The following is a 24,994-nucleotide window of genomic DNA, read 5'->3' as shown; positions in this document are numbered from 1 at the left end:
CGATCCGCCCGTAGCGTCCGAAACGACGCTGCCCATCGGCCGAGAGCGGGATCACCATGTGCGACACACACCACAGACCTGATGGACCTCAGCTCGGCGCGAGCCGCCGCTCCGTGCTGGTCGGCGCGGGGCTGGCGGGCGCCGCCGTCGCGGGGCTGGCCGCGGCCGCACCGGCGGCCTCGGCCGCCGAGAGCGCCGGTCACGGCGGCTCGTGGCGCCCCGACACCGACGACGCGCGGTTCACGCTGGTGGTGATGCCGGACACGCAGTACCTCTTCGACGGCGCGAGCATCCACCCGGCCCCCGTCGAGGCGTCGTTCCGGTACCTACTGGACCACGGCAAGGACGAGAACATCGTCTTCATGGCGCATCTGGGTGACGTCACGCAGAACGGCCAGGCCGGGGAATTCGCCGCCGTCGACGACGCGTTCCGCGTCCTGGACCGCAAGGGCGTCCCCTACAGCGTCGTCGCGGGCAACCACGACATCAACTCCTCCACCGACGACCAGCGGGGCGACAGCGCCTACCTGGACGTCTTCGGTCCGGACCGCTACCGCCACGCGCCCACCTTCGGCGGCTCCAGCCCGGACGGCTACAACCACTACCACCTGTTCCGCGCGGCCGGCCGCGAGTGGATGGTGCTCTCCCTGGACTGGCGGCCCTCGCCGGGCGGCATCGCCTGGGCCAAGGACGCCATCGCGCGGCACCCCGGCACGCCGGTGGTCCTCACGACCCACGAGATCGTCTACGCCGACACCTACGGCGACGAGGCCCGGCTCTCCGACCACGGCCAGGAGCTGTGGGACGAGCTGATCGACGGCACGGACCAGATCTTCCTCACCCTGAACGGGCACTTCTGGCCGCCGGCCCGCACCACCCGCACCAACGCGGCCGGCAACGCCACCCACCTGCACATCACGAACTACCAGAACCGCTACTACGGCGGCGCCGCCATGATCCGGCTCTACCGCTTCGACCTGGCGCGCAACACCATCGACGTCGAGACCGTCTCCCCCTGGATCCTCGGCCGCGCCGGCGAGGGCCTGAACGCGCTGGAGCGCGAGGAGGTCGAGCTGACCGGTCCGCAGGACCGCTTCGCCGTCGACATCGACTTCGCCGAGCGCTTCGCGGGCTTCGCCCCGGTCCCGGCGCGCCCGTCCCGCCCGGCCGCCCGGATGCTGATCCCCGGCACGGTCGCGTACTGGCGCTTCGACGCCTCCCACGACACCGACCGGGTCCGCGACCTGACCGGCCGCGGCAACGACCTCACCAAGGTCGTCGCCCCCGGCTCCGACCCCGCGACCGCCCTCACCTGGTCCGCCGAGCACCACCCCGACCAGCCCGGCCACGCCAGTCTGTACTTCGCCGGCGACAAGAGCCCGCTGCGCGGCGCCCACCTCACCACCGGCGACCACGCGCCGCTCAACTCGGCCACGTTCCGGTCCGGTTACACCTTCGAGGCGTTCTTCAAGCTGCCCGCCGACTGGGACGAGGGCCGCAACGCCTGGGCCGCCCTGCTCAGCCGCTGGGGCCTCAGCCGCGAGGCGGGCAAGACCTCCGGCGACCCCGACGAGCCCGTCGTGACGCTCAGCCTCTCCGGCGGCCGCGAGCTCCAGTGGTGCGTCTACCCGCTGAACACGGACGGCTCGGTCACCAACTGGGGCCACGAGCTGCCGCTGGACACCTGGTGGCACGTCGCCGTCGTCAACGACGGCCGCCACACCACCATGTACGTCGACGGCTGCCCCGTCGCCCGCAACCCCTCCACCCGCAACTCCGGCCTCACCGCCCTGGGCCTGCCCTGGATGCTCGGCGGTTACGAGTACGGGGGCAAGCTCGACCAGCTCCTGCACGGCTGGATCGGCGACGTCCGGATCACCGAACGCGCCCTGGAGCCGGGCGAGTTCATGAACGCGCGCTAGCCGCTCCGCCGCCCCTCACGCCCGCCCCCGCCCCTTCGGGCGGAGGCGGGCCGGGTGAACGCCGCGGGCGCGGTCTGCGTATCCCCTCGCGTAGCGGGTGCCGCACGAACAGCTGCCCGAGATCGTCACGAGGGTGAGGACCGGCCGATGAACAGTCAGAGCAACGTCTCCTTCCAGGGACTCCAGGCGCTTCCCGACGGCGAGGCGGAACTGCCCCTGGTCGTGCACCTCCGCTGGGAGGACCTGGCGGCGCTCGGCCGCGAGGCGAGCCGGCTGGCGGTACGGCTGCAGCGTCCGGTGAGTCTGGACGAGGCGGCCGGGCACCATCTGCGGACCCGGTTCGGGGTGACCCACGCGCCGGAGAAGGACGAGCAGCCCAAGGCCGACGCCACCCGCGCCGTCGCGGCGCCCGCCGCCGCCGTGCCGTCCACCGCGGCGCCGATGGCGATCACCCCGGGCACGGCACAGCACTCGTCCGGGGCCCACGCGGCACCCCCCGTCGTGACCGGCACCGGCGCGGGCGCGCCCCCGGCGGCACACCAGAGCGACCACGCCGGGCGGGTCGGCCCCCTGGGCGGCCGCAACATGGTCGTCCAGCCGGGCACCACCCCCGCCTGACCCCGCGCCGCCGGCGCCCCGTCGGCGCGGGCACGGCGGCGCGGACTCAGCCGCCGGCCGCGGCGGCCCTGGCCTCGGCCGTCCAGCGACCGAGCGTGGCGCGGCAGGTCTCGACGTGGTCGGCGCCGTAGCCGCGCGGACCGCACTCGACGACGAGGATCAGGCCGAGGTAGAGGCGGTAGAGCGCCAGCCGGTGCCGCATGGCGGGCCCGAAGTCCAGGTGGCCGCCGGCCTCCCGGTAGCCGGCGACGAGGTCGCTGTCCGGGCCGGTGTCGCCGCCGAAGCCGAGGGAGACCAGTTCGGCGGCCGGGTCGCCGAAGAAGGCGCGTTCGTGGTCGATGAGGCCGGTGACGGCGGTGCCGTCGTCGGAGACGAAGACGTTGCCGGGCCACAGGTCGAAGTGGACCAGCCGCGGCCGGTCCACCTGTGCGAGCGCGGGCGCGCCGGCGGCGACCAACTCCCGTACCTCGTCCGGCGACACCCCGAGCGGGGAGTGCCGGCGCGCGGCCTCCTCCAGCATCGCCCCGACCATCGCGCCGAAGGCGGTCGGCCAGTCCGCCGCGGACAGCCCGGCCTCGGGCGCGGGGTAGCCGTAGCGGCCGTCCGGCGAGGTCAGGGTGTGCAGCCGGGCCGCTATTCGGCCGAGTTCGCGGCGCAGCGCGGCCTGCCGCGGGGGCGGGAGGCGGTCGGCGGCCTTGTCCCAGGGCGTGCCGGGCAGGACGGACAGGGCCATGAAGTCCGGTCCCGCGTACAGCAGTTCCGGCAGCGGGACACCGCCGAGGGCGGCGACGCGGCGGTGCACCGTGATCTCCGTCGCCATGATGCCGCGCTCGTAGCGCAGCACGTCGGCCTCCGGCGGCGGCGCGACCTTGAGCACGGCGCGTCGTCCGTCGTCGAGCAGCACGCGGTACGCGGCGTTGAACCAGCCGTCCGTCAGCTCCGCCTCGACGCGGCAGCCGGTCCCCGCCGACGCGCGCAGCATGGACGAGAGCTGATCGGACGTCAGGGCACGCTTGGTGAGGCTCCGCATGACCCGCATCGTATGAGAGCGCTCCCACACCTGTCCCGGGTCCGGCACCGTGAAAGGATCCCGGGCATGCGCGACCAGACGATCGGTGAGTTCCTGGAGCAGTTGTCCGCGCGGGTGCCGGCGCCGGGCGGAGGCGCGTCCGCGGCGCTGCACGCGGCCCAGGGCGCCGCCCTCGTGGCGATGGTCGCCCGCTACACCACGGGCGAGCGGTACGCGGAGCACGGCGCCGCCGTCGAGCGGATCACCGCGGCCGCCGACGAACTGCGCGAGGCCGCCCTGCGCCTGGCCGCCGAGGACGCCGCCGCCTTCACCGCCGTCACCGACGCCTACCGGCTGCCCAAGGGCAGCGACGGGGAGAAGGCGGCCCGCTCGGCCGCCATCGCCGCCGCCCTGGAAGGCGCGGCACGCCCGCCGGCCGAGGTCGTCGGCGTCGCCGCGCGCGTGGTCGCGCTCGCCGAGGAGCTGCTGCCGATCGGCAACCGCAACGTCCTGTCGGACGTCGCCGCCGCCGCGGAGGCGGCCCGCGCCGCCGCCGGAACCGCGCGTGTCAACATCGAGATCAACCTCGGCGGCATCAAGGACGGGACGATCCGCGCCGGGTTCTCCGCGGCCGCCGACTCCGTCGCCGCGCTCGTGGACCGTGCCGACCGCGTGACCGGGGCCGTACGCCAGGAGATCGCCAAGTGAGCCCCGCGCTCGCCCTGTCGGGCAGGGAACTCGCCGCCGCGCTCCGGGAGGAGACCACCGCCCGCGCCGCCGCGCTGACGGAGGCGGGCCGGCCGCCCCGGCTCGCGGTCGTGGTCGCGACCGCCGACGAGTCCAGTGCCTGGTACGTGCGCTCCATCGCGCGCGCCGCCGCCAAGTCCGGCATCGCCTGCGACATCCACGACCTCGGCCCGGACGCGTCCGCCGCCGCCCTGCGCGCCGAACTCGCGCGGCTCAGCGAGGACGAGGCCGTGCACGGCGTCATCCTGCAGACCCCGCTCCCGGCGGGCGCGGCTCTGGAGGACCTGGCGTCGGCCATCGCACCGGGCAAGGACGTCGACGGTGCCAACCCGGTGAGCCTCGGCCGTCTCGCCGCGCGGCTGCCGGCGTTCGCCCCGGCCACGGCGGAGGCCGTCGTCGCGCTCCTGGAGCACCACGGGATCGAGCTCACCGGCCGGCACGTCGCGGTCGTCGGCCGTTCCACGGTGGTCGGCAAGCCCGCGGCGCTCCTGCTGCTCGACCGGAACGCCACGGTGACCGTGTGCCATTCGCGCACCCCCGACCTGCCCGCCGTCACCGCCGGGGCGGACGTCGTGGTCGCAGCGGCGGGCCGTCCCGGGCTGATCACGGCCGCCCATGTGCGCCCCGGGGCCGTGGTGATCGACGTCGGGACCAACCCGACGCCCGAGGGCGGCCTCGTCGGCGACGTGGACGCCGCCTCGGTCACTCCGCAGGCGGGCGCGCTCACCCCGGTCCCCGGCGGCGTCGGCCCGGTCACCACCGCCCTGCTCCTGCGGCACGTGGTGCAGGCGGCGGAATAGGCACGCGGGGCCGTCGAGGCTTTCCCCGCAAGGGAGTTCACCCGGGCGGCACCGCGCTCGCGGACCGCGCCGGGCGGCCGCGCCGGAACCGGTCCCGGGACGCCGCCCCACGGGGGCGCGCGGCTACACCCGTCACGCCGGGTGGCACAAGCCCTACGCACGTGCTCTGTTCCCGGACTACTTTCGTATGGCAATCTCATCTACACGTCGTACGCTCAGGCCGCACGGGCCCCGTACGCCCCTTTCCGCCCCCTCCTTCCGTTCCTCACCGCTGGTAATGGCTCGTTTCCCGCTGTTTCACAGGACCGACGAAGAGAAGACCGCTGTGGCGCCCCTGCCCCTCACTCTCGCGGCTCGTCTGCTGCCCACCGCCGTGCTCGCCATCGTCGGCTGGACGATGGCCTCCTCGTCCCAGCACGACGCCGCGACACCCTCGGCCGGCGGCTCCCCGTCGCGGCCGTCGACGCCGTCCGGCGGCTCCGGCTCCTCGAGCGCACCGGACTCCCCCGGCAGCTCCGGCGCCCCGGCGATCACGTACACCAAGCCGCCCGTGCCCTGCACGGCGATGCAGGCGGCCACGATCAAGAAGCTGGTGCCCCAGGCCAAGACGGCCGGCAAGCCGCTCGCCCTCACCGACCCCTCGCACCGCACGGGCTGCTCCTGGAACGCGCTCAAGGGCTTCGACTACCGCTGGCTGGACGTGACCTTCGAGGTCACCGCGGGCGGCAACGGGCAGAGCGCGGAGAAGGCGGCGCAGGCCTCCTACAACCGGTCCAAGAAGCCGAACCCCGCGCAGGGGATAGGCGACGAGGCGTCCATGTCGGTCCAGGTCACCACGGAGGACGGACAGCAGACGCGCGAGGCCGTCGTGGTCTTCCGCAAGGGCAACGCGGTGGTCACCGTCACCTACAACGGCAGCGACTTCGAGTCCAAGAAGGCGCCCGGCGTCTCCGAGGTGCGCGACGGCGCGCTGACCGCGGCCAAGGACGCCCTGGCCGGCCTCGCCAAGGCCTCGACCTCCGCCACCGGCGACCAGAGCGCCTGACCCCTCCCCCTTCTCCTCGCCCTTCTCCTCGCCCGTCGGCCGGCCCCGCGGGTCAGGGCCGCTCCGCCGTCAGATAGCGCTGCACGGTCGGCGCCAGCCAGGCCACGACCTCCTCGCGCGGCATCGCGGCGGCGGGCGGGAAGCGGAGCACGTACCGGCTCATGGCCACGCCCAGGATCTGCGAGGCGACCAGCGCCGCGCGGGCGGCGGCGCGGCCGGGCGCGGTGTCGGGGCAGACGGCGGCGGCGATCGGCGCGACCTGCTCCTGGAAGATCGCCTGCACGCGCTCCGCGCCGGCCGGGTTGGTCACGCCGACGCGCAGCAGCGCGGTCAGCGTCTCGTCGCCCTCCCAGCGGTCGAGGAAGTGCGTGACCAGCGCGATCCCGAGCTCCCTGTGCGACAGCCCGCTCACATCGGGCATGCGCAGGTCGAAGTCGGCGGCGGCCGCGAAGAGCCCCTCCTTGTTGCCGAAGTAGCGCATCACCATCGACGGGTCGATGGAGGCGTCCTTGGCGATGGCGCGGATCGTGGCGCGCTCGTACCCGTCCGCGGCGAAGCGGTCGCGGGCGGCGGCGAGGATCGCGGCGCGGGTGGCGTCGGAACGGCGCGGCACAGGGGGTACAGGAGGCGTCGGACTCATGTCCACAACCGTAGGCCAACGAACGTAGGCCAACAAGCGTTGACATCCCTCGACGGCCGGGACTAACGTTGCCAACAAGCGTTGACCAACAAGCGTTGGCACCCAGGAGGCGGCCATGCACCGCGAATCCGGAACCACCCTCGGCACCAGCACCGGCGTCCTCGTTGTGGGCGCGGGCCCGACCGGCCTGCTGCTGGCCGGGGACCTGGCCGCCGCCGGCGTCCCCGTCACCGTCCTCGACCGCCGCGAGCGCGGGTTCAGCAACCTCAGCCGCGCCTTCGGCGTCCACGCGCGCACCCTGGAACTGCTCGACGCCCGCGGACTCGCCGACGAACTGGCCGCCACCGGGCACCGGCTGTCCCACCTGCGGTTGTTCCGCCGGCTCTCCCTCGACCTGAGCACGCTGCCCTCGCGCTTCCCCTACCTGCTGATCACCCCTCAGTACGAGGTGGAGCGGATCCTGGAGCGCCGGGCGCGGGAGGCGGGCGCGCGGTTCGTGCACGGCGCCGAGGTCACCGGGGTGCGCCAGGACGCGGCGGGCGCGGAGGTGGACGTACGCGAGGCCCACGGCCACGGCACCTGGCGGGCCGCCTACGTGGTCGGCGCCGACGGGCACCGCAGCGCCGTCCGCCAGGCCCTGGGCCTGCCCTTCCCCGGGGGCTCCGTCATCTCCTCGATCATCCTGGCCGACGTCCGGCTCTCCGACCCCCCGGAGAGCCTGCTCACCGTCGACGGCACCGGTGACGCCTTCGCCTTCCTCGCGCCGTTCGGCGACGGCTGGTAGCGCGTCATGGGATGGGACCGGCGCGGCAAGCGGCCCGACACCGACCCGGTGGAACTGGACGAGGTCCGCGACCTCGCCCGCCGCGCCCTCGGCAGCGACCACGGCATGCACGACGCGCGCTGGCTGTCCCGCTTCCACAGCGACGAACGCCAGGCACCCGCCTACCGCGTCGGCCGCGTCCTGCTCGCGGGCGACGCGGCGCACGTCCACTCGCCCGCCGGTGGGCAGGGCATGAACACCGGCCTCCAGGACGCCGCCAACCTGAGCTGGAAGCTCGCCGCCGTCCTGCGCGACGGCGCGCCCGACTCCCTGCTCGACACCTACCAGGCCGAACGCCACCCCGTGGGCCGCACCGTGCTGCGTACCAGCGGCGGCATCATCCGCCTGGCCATGGCCCACAACCGGGTCCAGCACGCCTTCCGCGACCTGGTGTCCGTGCTCGTGGACCGCCTCCCGCCGCTGCGCCGCAAGGCGATGGGCTCCGTCACCGGCATCGGGATCGCCTACCGCCCCGCCGCCGGGTCCCCCCGCCTGACCGGCACCCGGGCCCCGGACCTGCCGCTGCGGGACGGCAGGGACGGCCGGCTGTACGAGGCGCTGCGCGCGGGCCGTCCCGTCCTCGTCACCCCGCAGGCCGCCGGGGACCGGCACGTCGCCGGCGGCGTCGTGAGGGCCGTCCGCGCCGACGGCGGCCGCGGCACGCTCCTCGTCCGCCCGGACGGGTACGTCGCCTGGGCCGGCGACACCCCGCACGACCCGGGCCTCGCCGCGGCCCTCGCGCAGTGGGCGGGCCCCGCCTGACGCGTGCTCCGTGCGGAAGCCCGGCACCGCCCCGCCTATGCTCCAGTCATGGCCCGGCACCGCAGGCGCGTACCGGCGATAGCGAAAGGCAGCACGACATGAGCCCCCGTACCGCAGTCGTCACCGGAGCGAGCAGCGGCATCGGCGCCGCCACCGCCCGCCGGCTCGCCGAAGCCGGCTATCACGTCGTCCTCACCGCCCGCCGCGCCGACCGGCTCGACGCCCTCGCCAAGGAGCTCAGCGCGGCCAGCCACTCGGCCGCCGCCGTCGCCGTCGACGTCACCGACCGCGCGGCGGTCGACGCGCTCGCCGACTCCCTCGACCGCTGCGACGTGCTCTTCGCGAACGCCGGAGGCGCGCTGGGCGCCGACCCCGTCGCGACCGCCGATCCCGAGGAGTGGCGGACGATGTACGAGGTGAACGTGCTGGGGGTGCTCCACTCGGTGCAGGCGCTGCTGCCGAAGCTCATCGCCTCCGGCGACGGCACGGTGGTGATCCTGTCCTCCACCGCCGGCCTGACCCCGTACGAGGGCGGCGGTGGCTACGTCGCCGCCAAGCACGGCACGCACGCCCTCGCGGGCACGCTGCGCCTGGAACTGCTCGGCGAGCCCGTCCGGGTCGTCGAGATCGCGCCCGGCATGGTCAAATCGGAGGGCTTCGCCCTCACGCGCTTCCACGGCGACGAGGAGAAGGCCGCCGCGGTCTACGCGGGCGTCGCGGAACCGCTGACCTCCGAGGACATCGCCGACGCCGTCACCTGGGCGGTCACCCGCCCCGCCCACGTGAACGTCGACCTCATGGTGGTCCGCCCCCGCGCCCAGGCCGCCCAGCACCGCGTCCACCGCGAGAGCTGACCGGCACCACGGAGCGCCCCGGGGTCCCCGGGCCGGCACCACCGGCCGGGGGGAACCCGGGCACCCCGGGGAAGGACCGTCATCCCTTGACGCAGACGACCTGCTTGAGCTTCGCCACCACCGCGACCAGGTCCCGCTGCTGCTCGATGACCTTGTCGATGGACTTGTACGCGCCCGGGATCTCGTCCACGACGCCCGAGTCCTTGCGGCACTCGACTCCCCGGGTCTGCTCCTCCAGGTCCCGCGTGGAGAACCGCTTCTTCGCCGCGTTGCGGCTCATCCGGCGGCCCGCGCCGTGCGAGGCGGAGTTGAAGGCGTCGGGGTTGCCCAGGCCGCGGACGATGTACGAACCGGTGCCCATGGAGCCGGGGATGATGCCGTAGTCGCCGCTGCCGGCCTTGATCGCGCCCTTGCGGGTCACGAGCAGGTCGACCCCGTCGTACCGCTCCTCCGAGACGTAGTTGTGGTGGCAGGAGATCACCTGGTCGAAGGTGACCTTCGCCTTGCGGAACTCGCGCCGCACGACCTCCTGGAGCAGCGCCATCATGATCGCGCGGTTGCGCTTGGCGTAGTCCTGGGCCCAGAACAGGTCGCGGCGGTACGCCTCCATCTGCGGGGTGTCCGCGATGAAGACGGCGAGGTCGCGGTCGACCAGGTTCTGGTTGTGGGGCAGCTTGTGCGCCTCGCCGATGTGGTGCTCGGCGAGCTCCTTGCCGATGTTGCGCGAACCCGAGTGCAGCATGAGCCAGACGGCGCCGGACTCGTCGAGGCAGACCTCGATGAAGTGGTTGCCGGCACCGAGGGTGCCCATCTGCTGGAGCGCGCGTCCGTGACGGAAGCGCACGGCCTCGGCGAGGTCGTCGAAGCCGTCCCAGAAGTCGTCCCAGCCGCTCGCCGGCAGCCCGTACAGCCGGCCGGGGTCGACCGCCTCGTCGTGCATGCCGCGGCCCACCGGGATGGCCTGCTCGATCCTGGAGCGCAGCCGCGACAGGTCGCCGGGCAGGTCGCCGGCCGTCAGGGAGGTCTTGACGGCGCTCATCCCGCAGCCGATGTCCACGCCGACGGCGGCCGGGCAGACCGCGCCGCTCATCGCGATGACGGAGCCGACCGTGGCGCCCTTGCCGAAGTGGACGTCGGGCATGACCGCGAGCCCCTTGATCCACGGGAGCGAGGAGACGTTCCTCAGCTGCTGCATCGCGACGTCCTCGACCGAGGCCGGGTCGGTCCACATGCGGATCGGCACCCGGACGCCGGGCACCTCGGTGTAGGTGGGTCTGGACGCGGATCCGGACATGGACATGGACATCTGCCTTTCCCCCAGGGGTGGTTCATGGAACGGTTCAACCAACAAAACGCTTAAAAGCGGATAAAGGCCACACACCAATGAAAAACGAAATCAGGGAGGAAGTCATCCATACAGCCCCTGGGCCCGGCGACGGCCGCGGCCGGTGCGGTAGACATTGTGTCTACTCGGCGTCGTCCCCCGCCAAGGGATTTACGCGAGCGCCGGGCCACCGCCGGAGGAAGGGGCCACGTCAGTGCAGCCATCGGGAGACCGCTCCAACCGGGTCCGGGCACTGCTGAGCGGAACGTGCGCAGTGGCGCTCGCCGCCGTGGCGCTGGCCGGATGCAGCGGCTCCGACGGTTCCGGGAGCGGCACGGCCGCCGCCGACGCGGCCAACGGCGGGCAGACCGTCGCCGCGGCCCCGCCCGGCAAGTACCGGGTGCTGCCGGAACCCTGCGGTTCGGTGTCCGCCGGCACCATCGCCTCGCTCGTGCCGAACGCCGCCGATCCCGACGGCGAGGCGAGCGTGACCTTCGACACGGACCGCAAGGTCGGCTGCAAGTGGATGGGCCGCACCGCCCTCGGCAACCGCTACCTCCAGATCGACCTGGAGCGCGTGGTGTCGTACGACCCCGCGGTCAGTGACGACGACCAGGCCGCGACCGACTACCGCACCCGTGCGGTGAACGCCGACATCCCCCTCCCGACCATCGACGGCGGGGTAGGGGCGCTCACTCCGCCCGGCGCCCCGACGCCCTCGACGAGCCCCAGTTCAACGGGGGTTTCCGCACCGCCGAGCAGCAGCCCGTCCGGCACCCCGCAGGACACCGCGCCGCGCTTCCTCGACGGCCTCGGCGACGACGCCTTCCTCGACGACGCGCTGCGCACCCGGGACTCCGGCGTGCACCGCGACGTGACCGTCGTCTTCCGGATCGCCAACGTCCTCGTGACCGTCGGCCTCTCCCAGTGGTCCATGGACAAGTCGGTCGAACCGCCCAGTCCGGACCTCCAGGCCGGTGCCCGTCAGATCGCCGCGGAACTGGCAGATCAACTGGACGAATGAGGCGATCCGCGTAGTCTGGCCGTTTGTGCCACGACAGGACACGCGGAAAGTGAGCGAAGGATCCATGCACCGATCAGCCCCACGTCTCGCCCGTCTGCTCGCCTGCGCGGCCGTTCCGGTGGCGTTCGCCGCCGCCTGCTCCTCCGGCTCGGACGCGGCCAAGGGGCCCGCCGGCGCCGAGAAGGCGGCGCCCTCCGCCTCCCCCTCGGGATCGCCCACGGCCTCCGCCTCACCGGCCGTCGCCACGGCGAAGTACGCGCAACTGCCCGTCGCCTGCAAGGCCGTCGACGCCGGGACCGTCGCGTCGCTGGTCCCGAAGGCGAAGAAGCCCGCCGGCACGCCCGCCGGCTCCGGCTCCGCCGACGAGCGCGGCGGCTGCTCCTGGAACGGCCTGAACGGCTACCAGTACCGCTGGATGGACGTGTCGCTCCAGCGCTACGACTCCGTGGCCGGTCTGGGCTCCGCCGAGCAGCAGGCCACCAAGCGCTACAACGAGCTGGTCGCGCAGGCCAAGGCCGCCAAGGGCGCCACGAGCGAGACCGTCACGGCGGCCGGCACCTGGGACACGGGCACCGCGGTGACCTCCAAGGCCACGAAGGACAAGGAGGAGTACCAGGACGTCACGGTCGTCGCACGCTCCGGAAACGCCGTCGTCGCGCTCTCCTACAACGGCGCCGGCCTGGAGGACGCCAAGACCCCCAAGGCCGACGATCTCCGGAAGAACGCCCTCAAGGCGGCCAAGGAAGCCGTCGCCTCCGTCGCGGCGGCGAACGCGTAACAACTCCCTCCGCGCCGTACCGATTCACCACGTTTGTGCGACAAGCCCATTGACCCGTGTGGCAGGCTGGGCACGCCAGTTTCCGAGCCTGGGAGGGTCGCGGGTGTCCGCGATACGCATGAACCGGACGCACCGCATCCTGGTCGGTGTCGTGGTCGCCGGAGCGGTGATCATCGCAGCGATCGGCTTCGCGGGCTCGTACGCGGCGGTGCGCGAACTCGCGCTCGCCAAGGGATTCGGCTGGTTCGCCAACGTCTTCCCGATCGGTGTCGACGCGGGCATCGTGGTCCTGCTCGCGCTGGACCTGCTGCTTACCTGGCTGCGCATCCCCTTCCCGCTGCTGCGCCAGACCGCGTGGCTGCTGACCGCGGCCACCATCGCCTTCAACGGCGCGGCGGCCTGGCCCGACCCGCTCGGCGTCGGGATGCACGGCATCATCCCGATCCTGTTCGTCGTGTCGGTGGAGGCGGCCCGGCACGCGATCGGCCGGGTCGCCGACATCACCGCCGACAAGCACATGGAGTCGGTCCGCCTCGCGCGCTGGCTGCTGGCGCCGGTGCCGACGTTCCGCCTGTGGCGCCGCATGAAGCTGTGGGAGCTGCGCAGCTACGACGAGGTCATCCGGCTGGAGCAGGAACGTCTCGTCTACCAGGCCCGGCTGCGGGCACGCTACGGCCGCGCCTGGCGCCGCAAGGCCCCGGTGGAGTCGCTGATGCCGCTGCGGCTCGCCCGCTTCGGCGTCCCGCTCACCGAGACCGGCCCCGTCGGCCTCGCCGCGGCCGGCATCGAGGTCCCGGCGGTCGCGGCGCCCGCCGCGCTGCCCGCCCCGGCCCCGGTCGCCGCCCAGGCCCCGGTGCCGGAGGCCGCCCCGTACGCCGAGGAGTACCCGCTCCCGCAACCGGCCCCCGAACAGGCCCCAGAACCGGCCCAGTTCGCGCCCGCGCAGGCCGCCGTACCATTCCAGGCGCAGCCCCAGCACCAGGCGCCGGTCGCCGCCCAGGCCCCGATACCGGCGTCCGCTCCCGCACCGCAGCCCGAACCCATCACCGCGCCGGTCGGCGCGGGCAACCGCCGGCGCAACCTCGCCGACGGCACCGGCGTGATCCCCACCCCGCGTATCGAGTACGCGCCCGAGCCCGAGCCCGAGTACTACCCCGAGCCGGAACCGGAGCCCGTCGTCGCCGAGGACTTGGGCCGCGAGGAGCTCTACGACCGGGCCTTCCGGGCGTACCACCAGCAGTTCGGCGCCTTCCCCAACGCCCGCCAGTTCGGCCTGCTGCTGCAGGACCGGTACGGCATCTCCAGCCCCAACGGCGGGCCGCTGAGCGAGAGCACGCTGCGTCCCTTCGTCCGCGAACTGCGCCGCCGGCTCGAACTCGACGGGCAGTACGCCTCCTAGGAAGCCGCCGGGGCGGGCGTGAGCGCCGCGACGACGTCCGCCGCCGACAGCAGCCGCACCCGCGCCGCGTCCAGCCCCGCCGGGTGCAGGGCGAACACCTCGCCGCCCTGGGGCAGTTCGAGGTCGCCGCGGAGCAGCCAGGCCAGCCGCGCCCGGCCGAGCTCCGTGCGGGCGTCAGTGCCGTCGCCGTCGGAGCCGCCCGCGTCGGGCGTGCCGATCCGGGCCGCGAACTCCGCCACCGGCTCCCCGGCACGGCGCCGGTAGGCGGTCACCGAGTCGTCCGCGTGCCGCAGCAGCACGGTGGCGGCGCGGGCCGCCGCCTGCCACACGGCCAGTTCGCCCAGGCCCACGCGGGCGCCGGAGGCGAACAGGGCGGTGAGGGACTTGCCGAGCAGGGCGAGGTCGTCCCCGTGCCGCGCGACCGAGTGGTGGGTGCCGGTCACGCCCGAGACCACGTCCAGCCACCGCATGGTGCGGTTCACCACGTCGACGACCAGCGGCACGCTCGCCCGGGCCCGGCCGGCCAGGTCGTAGCGCTGCTCCACGGCACGGGCGTCGAACACCGGCCCGTGGTCGCCGGGCTGGTCGCGGGCCATGAGCCCGGCGAAGGCCTCGGCCAGGGCCTCGAACGGGACGTTGTTGAACGAGAAGACCACTGCCACCACATGGCGGACCCCGGCGGCCGCGAGCGCGTCCAGGTCGAGGTCGACGAACTCGGCCGCCCCCTGCGGGGCCGGGGCACTGGTCAGGTCGCCCGAGTGCACGGCGGCGTCCGCCCCGAACCGCAGGCGCGTGTAGTCGCAGTGGCCGATCGCGTTCCACTCGGCGTCGAACAGCGCCGTGGACAGGTCCAGGTCGGTCCGGCCGGACTCCTCGCTCTCCATCCAGTGCAGGAACAGCCGCAGGGTCCGCCCGTCCGGGACGGGCAGTTCGCTGCCGCGCGGCAGGGTCACCAGAGCCCGCGCGGCCGTGCGCTCGGTGAACGGCGCGATCACTCCGTCCAGGCCCGCGTCCACGACGGCGACGTCGACCGCCTCCCCCTCCGCCGCCCGCCGCAGCACCTCGGCCTCCAGCAGGGCGACGGCCCGACCGATGACGTCCGCCCCGATCGGCAGCCGGTCGTCCTCCGCCAAGTGCACCCTGGCGGTGCCGCCTTTGGGGAAGAACACCCGCGTGGCGGGTGCACCCGGACGGCTGCGCAGCTCCCCGAGCGCGGACAGCAGCACCGCGGGCGACACCCGCGGGACCACCGGCCCCAGCGCGGCCAGCACGGTGTTCGTGTCCGCGGCCTCGGACAGCCGCAGCAGGTGGTCGAGACGGCGCACGAACTCGCCCGGCCGCTGCGCCAGCAGCGCGACGGCCGCCGGCACGTCCATGGCGTCCAGTGCGGCCTCGACCCGGCCCGCCCAGCCGCGCACCCGGACGGTGCTCCCGGTCGCGTCGACCCGCGCCTCCGCGCCGGCCGCGGTCCGCAGGGTCGTGGTCAGCGCGTCGCCGTCCGCGAGCCGCGTCCCGCGCAGTGCCGCGACGGCCAGCGCCGCCCGCGGGAAACGGCCCGCGTACTCGAAGGGGTGCAGCAGCTCGGCGACGCGCAGCCAGGCGTGCCGGTACCGGCGCATGTCCTGGACGGCCAGGTCGGGGGCCAGGCCGTCGATCACCCCGAGCAGAGCACGCCGCAGCGGTCTGGGCACCGTGGCGAAGCGCGGCAGGTCGGTCAGCCCGGGGTCGCCGCCCGAGCGCACGGCGAGCAGCCGCAGGATGTCGGTCGCCGTGTCGATGCGCGAGGTCACCGCCGGAACGGCCGTCCCGTACGCGCCGGCGTCCGCCAGCAGCCAGGCCAGGACGCGTGCCTTGGTCTCCCGGCCGGGGATCTGCTCCGGCAGCCAGGACACGTCGGCACGGTCGCGGGTCTCCAGCAGGGCCTGGAGGTCGTCGGCGTCCTGCGGGCTCAGGGCGCCGGTCCTGGCGAGGAGCCCGTGGATCTCCCGCACGGCGTCCGCGTCCCGGGCGGGGAGGTCGCCGCCGAGGTGCAGGACGCGCAGCCGCTCGGGGAGGGCGCGCCGGCGGCCGCCGAAGCGGCGCGGGCGGCGCGGTCGCAGGAAGGGGTCGTCGGTGTCGATACGGCGGTGGCAGACGGGGCACGCGGAGAAGTCCGCGCCGTCGAAGCAGCTGCGGCACACCAGATGCGCGCAGGGCGAGACGGCGTGGACCGAGCCCTCCGTGCCGCACAGCACGCACGGCTGCTCCGGGTGCTGGAAGAGCAGGGTCAGCACGCGGTCGACGTAGAACGCGAAGGTGTCGGCCGGCGTGCTGGTGGGGAAGTCGCGGAACAGCGGCACGTGCGGCCGGTCCGCGCCGAGCGCCTCGTCGATGTCGTCCAGCAGCGCGCGGCCCGCGGCGGCCAGCGCGGTCTCGCCGCGCCCGGCGAGCGCTTCGCGGAGCGCGGACGACATCAGGTAGCCGCGGTCCAGGAGGTCGGCCTCCAGCAGCGCCGCACCGGCGGTGCTGCCGAGCGAGGTGCCCACCGGGGCGGAGGGCAGGTAGACGGCTCCGCGGCGGGCGAGCATGACGGCCGCGAGCGGACGCGGAACGGTCGTGGTGGCTGCGGTCGTGGTCGTGAACATCGCTGTGTCTCCCCCTGGTTGACCTCAGGGCGGGAAGCGGGCGCGCTGGAATCGATCGCAAGCATGCGATTTCGCGGTGAGAAGGAAGCACGCCTGTGAGCCGCCCCGGGTCCGGTCCGGTCGCCGGACCGGTGACGCCGGTTGCGCGCGCGGGGCGGGAAGGGGGTGCACTCGATTCATTGACAGTGAAGAGAAGGAAGCACACCAGGAGCCGCCCCGCGCTCGACGACCTTAACGCGCCGCGCGCCGCGGCGCGTTCGAATATTCGGCCCGGTACGCGCCGAGGCGGCGGGTGGCCGGGCCACCCACCGCCTCCGTCTGCGTCCGCGTACGCGTACGGCTCAGCTCGCCGCGAGCAGCTCCCGCACCCGCTCCTGGCCCACGGCCAGCAGCAGGGTGGGCAGCCGGGGACCGGTGTCCCGGCCGACCAGCAGGTTGTAGAGCAGGGCGAAGAAGGAGCGCTGGGCGGCCTTCAGTTCCGGCGTCGGCTTGGCGTCGGGCGCGAAGCCCGCCTGCGTCTTCGGCACGCCGTAGACCAAGGTGGTCAGCCCGTCCAGCGACCAGTGCTCGGGCAGCCCGTCCACCAGCAGCTTCAGCGCCTCGCGCTCCTCACCGGACAGCGCCGCCAGGGCCGCCGCGTCGGGCTCGGTGCGGACCCGGGTACGGGCCTCCGGCTCGACGTGGGTGTTGACCCAGTGCTCGGCGCAGTCCAGCCGCGGCCGGGCGTCGTCCAGGGAGGCCAGCGGCCGCTCCTGGTCGAGGTCGCGCAGGATGCGCAGGGTCTGCTCCTCGTCGCCGGTCGTGATGTCCACGACCGAGGCGAGGGTGCGGTACGGCAGCTTGTGCCCGGTGGTCGGGAGCTCCCCGCTCGCCGTGCGCGCGGCCCGCGAGTGCACCGCGACGTCGACCGGCGCGGCCGTGCCCTCGGCGACCTTGCGCTCCAGAGCGTCCCACTCGTCGTAGGTGCGGGAGATCTCGTCGCCGAAGGAGATGTTGAACGCCTGGTTCGGCCGGCGGCGGGCGTAGAGCCAGCGCAGCAGCTGCGGCTCCATGATCTGCAGCGCGTCGGCCGCGATGGGCACACCGCCCTTGGAGCTGGACATCTTGGCCATGCCGCTGATGCCCACGAAGGCGTACATCGGGCCGATGGGCGGCTCGGCGCCGAAGATCTCGCGCACGAGCTGCTGGCCGACCATCCATGAGGAGCCGGGCGACTGGTGGTCGACGCCGGAGGGCTCGAAGTCCACGCCCTTGAAGCCCCAGCGCATCGGCCAGTCGACCTTCCAGACCAGCTTTCCGCGGTCGAACTCGCTCAGCCGCACGGTCTCGCGATTGCCGCAGGCCTGGCACTCGTAGGTCAGCTCGGTGGTGTCGTCGTCGTAGGCGACGACGGTGGTGAGGTCCTTGTCGCAGGCCGAGCAGTACGGCTTGTACGGGAAGTACTCGGGGGCCTGCTCCAGCGAGGCGTCCTCGTCGTCCTGCTCCTCGCCGCCCTTCTTCTTCGTCCGGTACCGGCCCAGCACCTCGTCGATCCGGCGCCGCTCGCGCATCGCGTGCAGGATCTGCTCGCGGTAGGTGCCGGAGGTGTACTCGACGGTCTGCGAGATCTCGGTGACCTCGACGCCGAGCGCGGCCAGCGCCTCCCGGAAGGGCGCCTTGAAGTGGTCGGACCACGTCTCGTACGCGCTGCCCTCGGGGGCCGGGACGGCGGTCAGGGGCTTGCCGATGTGCTCGGCGTACGAGGGGTCGTAGCCGGCCGGGACCTTGCGGTAGCGGTCGAAGTCGTCCCACGACAGGATGTGCTCGCAGGGCACGCCGCGCCGCTTGATCTCGTCCGCCACCAGGTGCGGGACCATGATCTCGCGGAGGTTGCCCAGGTGGATGGGGCCGGAGGGGCTGATTCCGGAAGCGACGACGATTTTCTTGCCCGGAGCCCGCCGCCCGGCTTCCGCAATGACGTCGTCCGCGAAGCGGGCGACCCAGTCGGCCTCGGTGCTCTGAGCCACTGTCTCGACTTCCTTCCACCAGTGCAGCGGGTAGCTCGGTACCCGGCAATTGTCCCAGAGAAAAATGGGTGGTACCGCGTGGGATACTGAGGGTTGATCTCTGATCCCTCTCAGGAAGCACCCATCCCATGGCCTCGGTCAACTCGCTTTCCGCCACGATCCAGCAGCGCGTCGCTGACGCCCTCGGTGCCGACCCGCTGCTGCGACGTAGCGACCGGGCCGACTTCCAGGCCAACGGTGTGCTGGGCCTCGCCAAGCGGAACAAGGCGAACCCGCGCGAGCTGGCCGCCGAGGTCGTGGCCGCCCTCCCGGCGGACGACGGCCTCATCGCCGGCATCGAGGTCTCCGGCCCCGGCTTCCTCAACATCGCCGTCGCCGACTCCGCGATCACCCGGACGCTCGCCGCCCGGGCCGCCGACGACCGGCTCGGCGTGCCCGCCAAGGCCGACCCCGGCATCACGGTGATCGACTACGCCCAGCCGAACGTGGCCAAGGAGATGCACGTCGGCCACCTGCGGTCCTCCGTGATCGGCGACGCGCTCGTCAAGATCCTGGAGTTCGAGGGCGAGACGGTGATCCGGCGCCACCACATCGGCGACTGGGGCACCCAGTTCGGCATGCTCATCCAGTACCTGGTCGAGCACCCGCACGAGCTGGACCACGACTCCACCGGGGACGAGGAGGCCGGCGAGGCCTCCATGTCGCGCCTCAACCGGCTCTACAAGGCCTCGCGCACCGTTTTCGACGCCGACGACGACTTCAAGACGCGGTCGCGGAAGCGGGTCGTGGACCTGCAGGCCGGGGAGCCGGAGACGCTGGCGATGTGGCAGCGGTTCGTCGACGAGTCGAAGATCTACTTCAACTCGGTCTACGACAAGCTCGACATCGCGATCCGGGACGAGGACGTCGTCGGCGAGTCCGGCTACAACGACATGCTCGTCGAGACCTGCACGCTGCTGGAGAAGTCCGGCGTCGCCGTGCGGTCCAACGGCGCGCTCTGCGTGTTCTTCGACGACATCAAGGGCAAGGACGGCGAGCCGGTCCCGCTCATCGTGCAGAAGGCCGACGGCGGCTTCGGCTACGCCGCGACCGACCTGTCGGCGGTGCGGAACCGTACCGCCGGCCTGCGGGCGAACACGCTGCTGTACGTGGTCGACTCCCGGCAGTCCCTGCACTTCAAGATGGTCTTCGAGACGGCCAGGCGGGCCGGCTGGCTCACCGAGGACGTCAAGGCGCTCCACATCCCGTTCGGCACGCTGCTGGGCAAGGACGGCAAGCCGTACAAGACCCGCTCCGGCGAGACCTTCCGGCTGGTGGACCTGCTGGACGAGGCGGTCGAGCGGGCGGGCGCGGTCATCGAGGACAAGAGCGGCGGCGTCCTCTCCCCCGAGGAGATCACCGACCGGGCCAAGGAGGTCGGCATCGGCGCGATCAAGTACGCCGACCTGTCCACCTCGCTGGGCCGGGACTACGTCTTCGACCTCGACCGGATGGTCTCGCTCAACGGCGACACGAGCGTGTACCTGCAGTACGCGTACGCCCGTATCCAGTCGATCCTGCGGAAGTCGGGCGACGCCGAGCCGGTCGCCCACCCCGAACTGCCGCTGGCCCCGGCCGAGCGCGCGCTCGGGCTGCTGCTGGACGAGTTCGCGGAGACCCTGGCGAGCGTGTCCGAGACGTACGAGCCGCACAAACTGGCCTCGTACCTCTACGCGCTGGCCTCGGCGTTCACCACCTTCTACGACCAGTGCCCGGTCGTGAAGCCGGAGCCCGCTCCGGACGTCAAGGAGAACAGGCTCCTGCTCTGCGACCTGACCGCCCGCACCCTGCACCGGGGCATGGCGCTGCTCGGCATCCGCACCCCCGAGCGCCTCTGACGCAGCCCGCGTCCGCACGACGGCGGCCCCGGGGAGAGCAACCGCTCTCCCCGGGGCCGCCGTTGTCAGTGGTCACCCCTACATTCACGAGCATGGCGACGCTCCCCAACCAGCTCCCCAAGCTCGCCCAGGACCCGGCCGGCCGGTCACTGGGCCTCGACCTCCCGCCCGGCGGCCTTGTCGACAAGACGTCCGACGGCCCGTGGCACGAGCCGCTGCTCTGGCACGCGGACGGCCCCGCCGCGCCGGACGCCTGGCAGCGGCTGCTGCCCGCGCGCATGTCGGCGGGCCTGCATCCGGTGCTGCTCTCCATGGCCCCCGCCATGCCCGCCACCAGGGAGTTGTCCCCCGGGATAATGTCGTACCCCGGCGACCACGACGCCGAGGACGTGCTGGCCGGCTTCTGGGGCTTCGAGGAGGAGTTCGACGCGGACGACGCCGAGATGGTCGCCCCCTTCGGCCGGGAGTGGCCCGGCCTCGCCCCGGCACGGGAGTTCGAGGCCGACCCGGACGTCAGGGCGGCCGAGGTCGCGGCGTCCGTGATCGGCGCGGGACGGCTCGAGGATCCCCGCGCGGCCCTCGTTCCGGCCCGGCGCAGCGCCGACGTCCCCGCGGCGATCGGCTGGGCCGGCCCGCTCAACCACGAGAACGACGTGGCCCGGCTCTGCGCCGTGCTGCGTTCCTGGGAGGACCGCTTCGGTGTGCGGGTCGTGGCCCTCGCCTTCGACGTCCTGGTGCTCTCCGTCGCCGCGCCGCCGGCGGACCTGGCGGAGGCCCAGGCCATGGCCGCCGAGCACTTCGCCTTCTGCCCGGACAACATCACGCAGGGCAGCGGTTCCCTCCGCACCTACGCGAAGTCCCTGCTGGGTGAGGTCTGCTGGACCTTCTGGTGGGACTAGGACGTGTCGGCCCGGACACAAAGGCGGGGGCGCCCTCCCCCGAGTCGGAAGGGCGCCCCTGCGATGTCATCCGTCAGCGGTTGTGGCCCCAGCGGTGGCCCCAGTGGTGACGACCGTGGTGACGGTGGTGACGGTGGTGGCCCCAGCGGTCGTGGCGGTGACCCCGGTCGCGACCCCAACGGTCGCCGTGGTCGTTGCCACGGTCGTGCGTCACGTGAGCTGCCGCCTTGGGCGCCACCTCAGTGGCGGCGCTGGCAGCCGTGGCACCACCCAGCAGAACGGCGGCCGCGACACCCAGCGCGGCGGCAAATCGGGAAGCCCGCATTGCGGTCTCCTTTCTCGGCGGCGCTTGCGCGTCCGCCTCGGTTTGGACACCACGATGCTTCCCGGCGATATGCCCCTTTCATTCAGGATCGGGAGCAAACCCACTTGATGTAACGAAATATCACTTCGATGGGAACCGGAGTGCGGCGTGGCGGCGTCACGCGTGTCCGGACGCCCTCCCGACTCAGCGCCCGACCGCAAAACCCCAGGCCGCGGGCACGGAGCCGCCCTCGCAGAGGGAGCGGCCGAGGTGCGCGGCACTGGCCGACGCCTCGCTGTGGGTCGCGTGGACGCCGACGAGGGCGGGCACGAGCAGCAGGCCCGCGACGACCGCGCCGGCCACCGAGAGCGCGCGGGCTCCCCCGCCCTGCGGCGCGCCCCCGCGGCGCCGGGCGGAGCGGGCCGCCGCGAAGTGCAGCACGAGCGCGAGGACGGCCGCCGCCAGGGCCCCGTAGGCGACGGCGAAGTTCGTCCAGGGCACGGCGATCCACCGGCAGCCCGAGGACTGGCGGTGGGTGTGGGCGTTGGACAGCGCCACGACCGCCGCGAAGCAGACGACGCCGGCCAGCGCGAGCACGGCCACGGCCCCGCCGACGGCTCCGCTGTGACGGGGGGCGGTGGGCTCGGTGGTGGCCGCGGTGGTCGTCGTCATCGTCAGTACCAATCGGGGTGCGGGCGGACGATGCGGAGGTTCTGCTGCCCCTCCGCCTTGACCTCGGCGCCCATCCGTCCGTCGAGGCTGACGTTCTGGTACGAGTCCGAGTGCTGGGTGTACTTGATGTCGCCGTCGGGGGTGACGGCGGTGACCACCGCCGCGTGGTGGGTGTTGCCGGGGGCGTTCCCCGCGCCGGGGCCGGCCTGCTCGTAGAAGACGATGTCCCCCGGCCGCACATCGGAGCGGGCCACTTCCTCCCCGCCGTGCCGGGTCAGGAAGTTCTGCAGGTTCTCCGCGCCGGCCCAGGTGTCGGAGTGGTAGGCGCGGGCGTCCCACCAGTCCCACCCGGTTCCGCTGACCTCTCCCCATGTGTCGTCGCCGTCCGGCCCCGACCAGGTGCCCAGCTTCTCCTGCATGCCGGCGTGGAGCAGCGACTCGGACACGAAGTTGGTGCAGTTGTTGCCGAAGTCGGTGTCGTCCGGCTGGTCCCAGTGGTCGAGCGCGTACTGCACCATCGCCACGCGGTCGAACTTGCCGTCCGTGCCGCGCATTTCGCCTTTGGCGTCCTCGGGGATGCCCGGCAGGGCGGTGAGCGCGACCGGTTCGGCGAGCATCATCCGGTGCCGCTGCTCCGGTGTGAGGCCGTCCCACCAGGCGCGGACGACCACGGGGTCCCGGCCGGACGGGATGTCGGCGGCGAGGATCGCCATCTGCACGTGCGAGGCGTCGTTCTGGCCGCTCAGTGCCTTGGCCGGGTCGGCGACGCCGGTCATGCCCGCGAGCGCGGTCAGCTCGGGCACCGCCGCGGCGTCGGCAGCGTTGGCCTGCCGCAGTGCCTCGTCGACGAGGGTCTGCACCTCGGTGCGGAGCGGGCCGTTGTCCTCGGCCTCGACACGGCTGTGCGGGGGCGGGACGACGAGGGTGCCGTCGGCCGTGATCCCGAAGCCGTACCGGTCGGCGAGGTCCACGGCCGTGCGCAGGGTGCGCTGGGCGAGTTCGACCGTCGAGGCCAGGCCCTCGGCGACCATGCTGACGCCCTTCATGACGTCGTAGGCGGCCTCGAAGCGGTTCGCCAGGTCCTCGAAGTCACGGGCGGCCTGCCGGCCGACCGCGTCCGTCCAGTTGTCCGCGAGCGGGCCGGCACCCTGCTCCCGGATCTCCTGGGCGGTGCGCAGGGCGTGGTTCGCCAGGTCCAGCCAGTCGTCGGCGGCCGTCTTCCACTGGGACGCCGACGTGTTGTTCAGGTCCTCGTACGACACCATGGTGGCGCGTCTCACGCCTTCCCGAGCTCGGTCAGCCCGGCCCGCAGGCGCGACTCCGCCTCCGCGTCGGCCGCGTCGTACCCGTCCGCGGAGTCCCGCAGTCGGTGCGCGAGGGTGTTCATGCGCTTCGCGAGTTCGACCATGTGGTCCTCCCACGCCGTGGCGCACGCCCGCAACTCCTCGGCGCTGCGCCATCCGTAGGCGCTGTAGGGAAGGTCCTGGCTGCTGTCGAGCGCGTGGCCCAGCCGACCGGTCGCGCTGCGGGACAGCGCCTCCATGTCGTCGCCCGTGCGGCGCACCGCGGGCGTGTCGATGTCGACGTCGCGTGTCACGGGTCCCCCGTCCGTCTCCGTGTGGACAACGCGCTCCACCGTACAAGGACGTTCTGACAGGGCACGATCAAGAACCCGCAAAGCCCGCCGCCCGCCGCCCCGTTGGCCCGTCGCGACGGGCTCCCGCGGTCCGGGCCGCCGAAGCGGTCAGAGCCGCTGCGCGACCTCGGTCGCCCAGTACGTGAGGATCATCTGCGCGCCGGCCCGGCGGATCGAGGTCAGGGTCTCCATGATCGCGCGGTCGCGGTCGATCCAGCCGCGCTCCGCGGCGGCCTCGACCATCGCGTACTCACCGCTGATCTGGTAGGCCGCGACGGGAACGTCCACCGACTCGGCGACCTTGGCCAGTACGTCCAGATAGGGCAGGGCGGGCTTGACCATCACCATGTCGGCGCCCTCGGCGAGGTCCAGCGCGAGCTCGCGCATCGACTCGCGGAGGTTGGCCGGGTCCTGCTGGTACGTCTTGCGGTCGCCCGTGAGGGACGAGCCGACGGCCTCGCGGAAGGGGCCGTAGAAGGCGGAGGCGTACTTGGCGGTGTAGGCCAGCACGGAGACGTCCTGGTGGCCCGCGGCGTCCAGCGCGTCCCGGATGACGCCGACCTGGCCGTCCATCATGCCGCTGGGGCCGACGACGTGGACGCCGGCGTCCGCCTGGACGCGGGCCATCTCGGCGTAGCGCTCCAGGGTGGCGTCGTTGTCGACGCGGCCCTCGGCGTCCAGGACGCCGCAGTGGCCGTGGTCGGTGTGCTCGTCCAGGCACAGGTCGGACATGACCACCAGCGCGTCGCCGACCTCGCTGATGACGTCGCGGATGGCGACCTGCAGGATGCCGTCCGGGTCGGTGCCGGGGGTGCCGATCGCGTCCTTCTTCTCGTCGAGCGGGACGCCGAAGATCATGAAGCCGCCGACGCCCGCCTCGACGGCCTCGACGGCCGCCTTGCGGAGGGTGTCGCGGGTGTGCTGGACGACGCCCGGCATGGTCGACAGCGGCACGGGCTCGTGAATGCCTTCACGAACGAACACCGGGAGGATCAGTTCGGCGGGGTGGAGGCGGGTCTCCGCGACCATGCGCCGCATCGCCGGCGTGGTGCGCAGGCGGCGCGGGCGCGCGCCGGGGAACTGGCCGTAACGAGTACCGCTTCCGCTCATGACCGTGTCGCGCCTCTCCATCGCCGGGGCTTCCGTTCACCACCGTACGCCCGCGCCGGGTGTGCTCTTCCCGACCGGATGTCGGGGCGCACCGGGCCCCGAAGGCCGTACGCCCGCGGGG

At 73.3% G+C, this 24,994-nt stretch carries 21 protein-coding genes and 1 pseudogene; 12 read left to right on the top strand and 10 right to left on the bottom strand.

The genetic code is table 11. From position 1 onward, the window contains the following. Positions 1 to 56: 56 nt before the first annotated feature. The gene (locus tag ACFYXS_RS30575; RefSeq protein ID WP_389254014.1) at positions 57 to 1,922 is read left to right on the top strand and encodes a LamG-like jellyroll fold domain-containing protein; all 1,866 of its coding nucleotides are present in this window, start codon (positions 57 to 59) and stop codon (positions 1,920 to 1,922) included. A 147-nt stretch (positions 1,923 to 2,069) separates the two neighbouring features. Next, positions 2,070 to 2,540, top strand: a complete 471-nt coding sequence (locus ACFYXS_RS30570) for a hypothetical protein (protein ID WP_389254012.1) — start codon at positions 2,070 to 2,072, stop codon at positions 2,538 to 2,540. Between the two features lie 46 nt (positions 2,541 to 2,586). Here ACFYXS_RS30570 and ACFYXS_RS30565 read toward each other — a convergent pair whose 3' ends face one another. Beyond that, entirely contained in the window at positions 2,587 to 3,570 is a 984-nt protein-coding gene (locus tag ACFYXS_RS30565; RefSeq protein ID WP_389254010.1) for a phosphotransferase family protein, read from the bottom strand. A gap of 66 nt (positions 3,571 to 3,636) precedes the next feature. Between ACFYXS_RS30565 and ACFYXS_RS30560 the strand changes: the two genes are divergently transcribed. The 3 genes from ACFYXS_RS30560 (at position 3,637) to ACFYXS_RS30550 (ending at position 6,141) form a co-directional block, all read left to right on the top strand. Beyond that, complete coding sequence (locus tag ACFYXS_RS30560; RefSeq protein WP_389254008.1) at positions 3,637 to 4,257, top strand: cyclodeaminase/cyclohydrolase family protein; 621 nt, start codon at positions 3,637 to 3,639, stop codon at positions 4,255 to 4,257. After that, on the top strand, positions 4,254 to 5,096 hold the full coding sequence (locus ACFYXS_RS30555) for a bifunctional 5,10-methylenetetrahydrofolate dehydrogenase/5,10-methenyltetrahydrofolate cyclohydrolase (protein WP_389254006.1): 843 nt from the start codon (positions 4,254 to 4,256) through the stop codon (positions 5,094 to 5,096). The genes ACFYXS_RS30560 and ACFYXS_RS30555 overlap by 4 nt, the downstream gene beginning before the upstream one ends. Positions 5,097 to 5,421: 325 nt before the next feature. Continuing rightward, positions 5,422 to 6,141, top strand: a complete 720-nt coding sequence (locus tag ACFYXS_RS30550) for a hypothetical protein (RefSeq protein ID WP_389254004.1) — start codon at positions 5,422 to 5,424, stop codon at positions 6,139 to 6,141. A gap of 52 nt (positions 6,142 to 6,193) precedes the next feature. Here ACFYXS_RS30550 and ACFYXS_RS30545 read toward each other — a convergent pair whose 3' ends face one another. Continuing rightward, on the bottom strand, positions 6,194 to 6,781 hold the full coding sequence (locus ACFYXS_RS30545) for a TetR family transcriptional regulator (RefSeq protein WP_389254002.1): 588 nt from the start codon (positions 6,779 to 6,781) through the stop codon (positions 6,194 to 6,196). A 115-nt stretch (positions 6,782 to 6,896) separates the two neighbouring features. Here ACFYXS_RS30545 and ACFYXS_RS30540 point away from each other — a divergent pair. Both ACFYXS_RS30540 and ACFYXS_RS30535 read left to right on the top strand, forming a co-directional pair. Continuing rightward, positions 6,897 to 8,366 (top strand): annotated as a pseudogene (locus ACFYXS_RS30540) (FAD-dependent monooxygenase). Positions 8,367 to 8,464: 98 nt separating this feature from the next. Next, positions 8,465 to 9,220, top strand: coding sequence for an SDR family NAD(P)-dependent oxidoreductase (locus ACFYXS_RS30535; protein WP_389254000.1), 756 nt, complete (start codon positions 8,465 to 8,467; stop codon positions 9,218 to 9,220). A gap of 79 nt (positions 9,221 to 9,299) precedes the next feature. Here the strand turns inward: ACFYXS_RS30535 and ACFYXS_RS30530 are convergent, their stop codons facing one another. Next, a complete protein-coding gene (locus ACFYXS_RS30530; RefSeq protein ID WP_389254371.1) occupies positions 9,300 to 10,514 on the bottom strand; it encodes an RtcB family protein in 1,215 nt (404 codons plus the stop codon). Positions 10,515 to 10,758: 244 nt separating this feature from the next. Here ACFYXS_RS30530 and ACFYXS_RS30525 point away from each other — a divergent pair, with 244 nt between their 5' ends. The 3 genes from ACFYXS_RS30525 (at position 10,759) to ACFYXS_RS30515 (ending at position 13,745) form a co-directional block, all read left to right on the top strand. Further along, entirely contained in the window at positions 10,759 to 11,568 is an 810-nt protein-coding gene (locus ACFYXS_RS30525; RefSeq protein WP_389253998.1) for a hypothetical protein, read from the top strand. Between the two features lie 64 nt (positions 11,569 to 11,632). Next, positions 11,633 to 12,346, top strand: coding sequence for a DUF3558 domain-containing protein (locus tag ACFYXS_RS30520; RefSeq protein WP_389253996.1), 714 nt, complete (start codon positions 11,633 to 11,635; stop codon positions 12,344 to 12,346). 118 nt (positions 12,347 to 12,464) lie between these two features. After that, positions 12,465 to 13,745: a DUF2637 domain-containing protein gene (locus ACFYXS_RS30515; RefSeq protein WP_389254369.1), complete on the top strand. Its 1,281-nt coding sequence runs from the start codon at positions 12,465 to 12,467 to the stop codon at positions 13,743 to 13,745. On the opposite strand, the gene ACFYXS_RS30510 is transcribed toward ACFYXS_RS30515, so the two are convergent. Then, a complete protein-coding gene (locus ACFYXS_RS30510) occupies positions 13,742 to 16,369 on the bottom strand; it encodes an MXAN_6230/SCO0854 family RING domain-containing protein (protein ID WP_389253994.1) in 2,628 nt (875 codons plus the stop codon). The genes ACFYXS_RS30515 and ACFYXS_RS30510 overlap by 4 nt on opposite strands. Before the next feature lie 341 nt (positions 16,370 to 16,710). Then, complete coding sequence (gene lysS / locus ACFYXS_RS30505; RefSeq protein WP_389253992.1) at positions 16,711 to 18,375, bottom strand: lysine--tRNA ligase; 1,665 nt, start codon at positions 18,373 to 18,375, stop codon at positions 16,711 to 16,713. Positions 18,376 to 18,503: 128 nt separating this feature from the next. Here lysS and argS point away from each other — a divergent pair, with 128 nt between their 5' ends. Together argS and ACFYXS_RS30495 are read left to right on the top strand one after the other, a co-directional pair. Continuing rightward, the gene (argS, locus tag ACFYXS_RS30500) at positions 18,504 to 20,252 is read left to right on the top strand and encodes an arginine--tRNA ligase (RefSeq protein ID WP_389253990.1); all 1,749 of its coding nucleotides are present in this window, start codon (positions 18,504 to 18,506) and stop codon (positions 20,250 to 20,252) included. A 92-nt stretch (positions 20,253 to 20,344) separates the two neighbouring features. After that, a complete protein-coding gene (locus ACFYXS_RS30495) occupies positions 20,345 to 21,151 on the top strand; it encodes a DUF4253 domain-containing protein (protein WP_389253988.1) in 807 nt (268 codons plus the stop codon). Between the two features lie 73 nt (positions 21,152 to 21,224). Here ACFYXS_RS30495 and ACFYXS_RS30490 read toward each other — a convergent pair whose 3' ends face one another. The 5 genes from ACFYXS_RS30490 to hemB all read right to left on the bottom strand — a co-directional run bounded on the left by ACFYXS_RS30490 (position 21,225) and on the right by hemB (position 24,894). Then, the gene (locus tag ACFYXS_RS30490; protein ID WP_389253986.1) at positions 21,225 to 21,476 is read right to left on the bottom strand and encodes a hypothetical protein; all 252 of its coding nucleotides are present in this window, start codon (positions 21,474 to 21,476) and stop codon (positions 21,225 to 21,227) included. A 183-nt stretch (positions 21,477 to 21,659) separates the two neighbouring features. After that, the gene (locus ACFYXS_RS30485; RefSeq protein ID WP_389253984.1) at positions 21,660 to 22,127 is read right to left on the bottom strand and encodes a hypothetical protein; all 468 of its coding nucleotides are present in this window, start codon (positions 22,125 to 22,127) and stop codon (positions 21,660 to 21,662) included. Positions 22,128 to 22,129: 2 nt separating this feature from the next. Next, positions 22,130 to 23,407: an amidase domain-containing protein gene (locus tag ACFYXS_RS30480; protein ID WP_389253982.1), complete on the bottom strand. Its 1,278-nt coding sequence runs from the start codon at positions 23,405 to 23,407 to the stop codon at positions 22,130 to 22,132. Beyond that, positions 23,404 to 23,724, bottom strand: a complete 321-nt coding sequence (locus ACFYXS_RS30475; RefSeq protein ID WP_389253979.1) for a type VII secretion target — start codon at positions 23,722 to 23,724, stop codon at positions 23,404 to 23,406. Before ACFYXS_RS30475 ends, ACFYXS_RS30480 begins: the two co-directional genes overlap by 4 nt. Before the next feature lie 147 nt (positions 23,725 to 23,871). Next, positions 23,872 to 24,894 carry a porphobilinogen synthase gene (gene hemB, locus ACFYXS_RS30470; RefSeq protein ID WP_389253976.1) on the bottom strand — a complete coding sequence of 341 codons (1,023 nt, stop codon included), beginning with the start codon at positions 24,892 to 24,894 and terminating at the stop codon, positions 23,872 to 23,874. Between the last annotated feature and the right edge of the window lie 100 nt (positions 24,895 to 24,994).

This window comes from Streptomyces sp. NPDC002574 (genome assembly GCF_042889545.1).
Classification (GTDB): Bacteria; Actinomycetota; Actinomycetes; order Streptomycetales; family Streptomycetaceae; genus Actinacidiphila.
Note: the sequence above shows the minus strand (reverse complement) of the source record. Positions and strands in the feature narration are given on the sequence as shown.

Coding starts and splice junctions, on each gene's coding strand:
- ACFYXS_RS30515 (WP_389254369.1), top strand. CDS start 12,465: ATGAACCGGACGCACCGCATCCTGGTCGGTGTCGTGGTCGCCGGAGCG.
- ACFYXS_RS30570 (WP_389254012.1), top strand. CDS start 2,070: ATGAACAGTCAGAGCAACGTCTCCTTCCAGGGACTCCAGGCGCTTCCC.
- ACFYXS_RS30510 (WP_389253994.1), bottom strand. CDS start 16,369: ATGTTCACGACCACGACCGCAGCCACCACGACCGTTCCGCGTCCGCTC.
- ACFYXS_RS30545 (WP_389254002.1), bottom strand. CDS start 6,781: ATGAGTCCGACGCCTCCTGTACCCCCTGTGCCGCGCCGTTCCGACGCC.
- ACFYXS_RS30490 (WP_389253986.1), bottom strand. CDS start 21,476: ATGCGGGCTTCCCGATTTGCCGCCGCGCTGGGTGTCGCGGCCGCCGTT.
- ACFYXS_RS30530 (WP_389254371.1), bottom strand. CDS start 10,514: ATGTCCGGATCCGCGTCCAGACCCACCTACACCGAGGTGCCCGGCGTC.
- ACFYXS_RS30520 (WP_389253996.1), top strand. CDS start 11,633: ATGCACCGATCAGCCCCACGTCTCGCCCGTCTGCTCGCCTGCGCGGCC.
- ACFYXS_RS30575 (WP_389254014.1), top strand. CDS start 57: ATGTGCGACACACACCACAGACCTGATGGACCTCAGCTCGGCGCGAGC.
- argS (WP_389253990.1), top strand. CDS start 18,504: ATGGCCTCGGTCAACTCGCTTTCCGCCACGATCCAGCAGCGCGTCGCT.
- ACFYXS_RS30565 (WP_389254010.1), bottom strand. CDS start 3,570: ATGCGGAGCCTCACCAAGCGTGCCCTGACGTCCGATCAGCTCTCGTCC.
- ACFYXS_RS30485 (WP_389253984.1), bottom strand. CDS start 22,127: ATGACGACGACCACCGCGGCCACCACCGAGCCCACCGCCCCCCGTCAC.
- hemB (WP_389253976.1), bottom strand. CDS start 24,894: ATGGAGAGGCGCGACACGGTCATGAGCGGAAGCGGTACTCGTTACGGC.
- ACFYXS_RS30560 (WP_389254008.1), top strand. CDS start 3,637: ATGCGCGACCAGACGATCGGTGAGTTCCTGGAGCAGTTGTCCGCGCGG.
- ACFYXS_RS30535 (WP_389254000.1), top strand. CDS start 8,465: ATGAGCCCCCGTACCGCAGTCGTCACCGGAGCGAGCAGCGGCATCGGC.
- ACFYXS_RS30495 (WP_389253988.1), top strand. CDS start 20,345: ATGGCGACGCTCCCCAACCAGCTCCCCAAGCTCGCCCAGGACCCGGCC.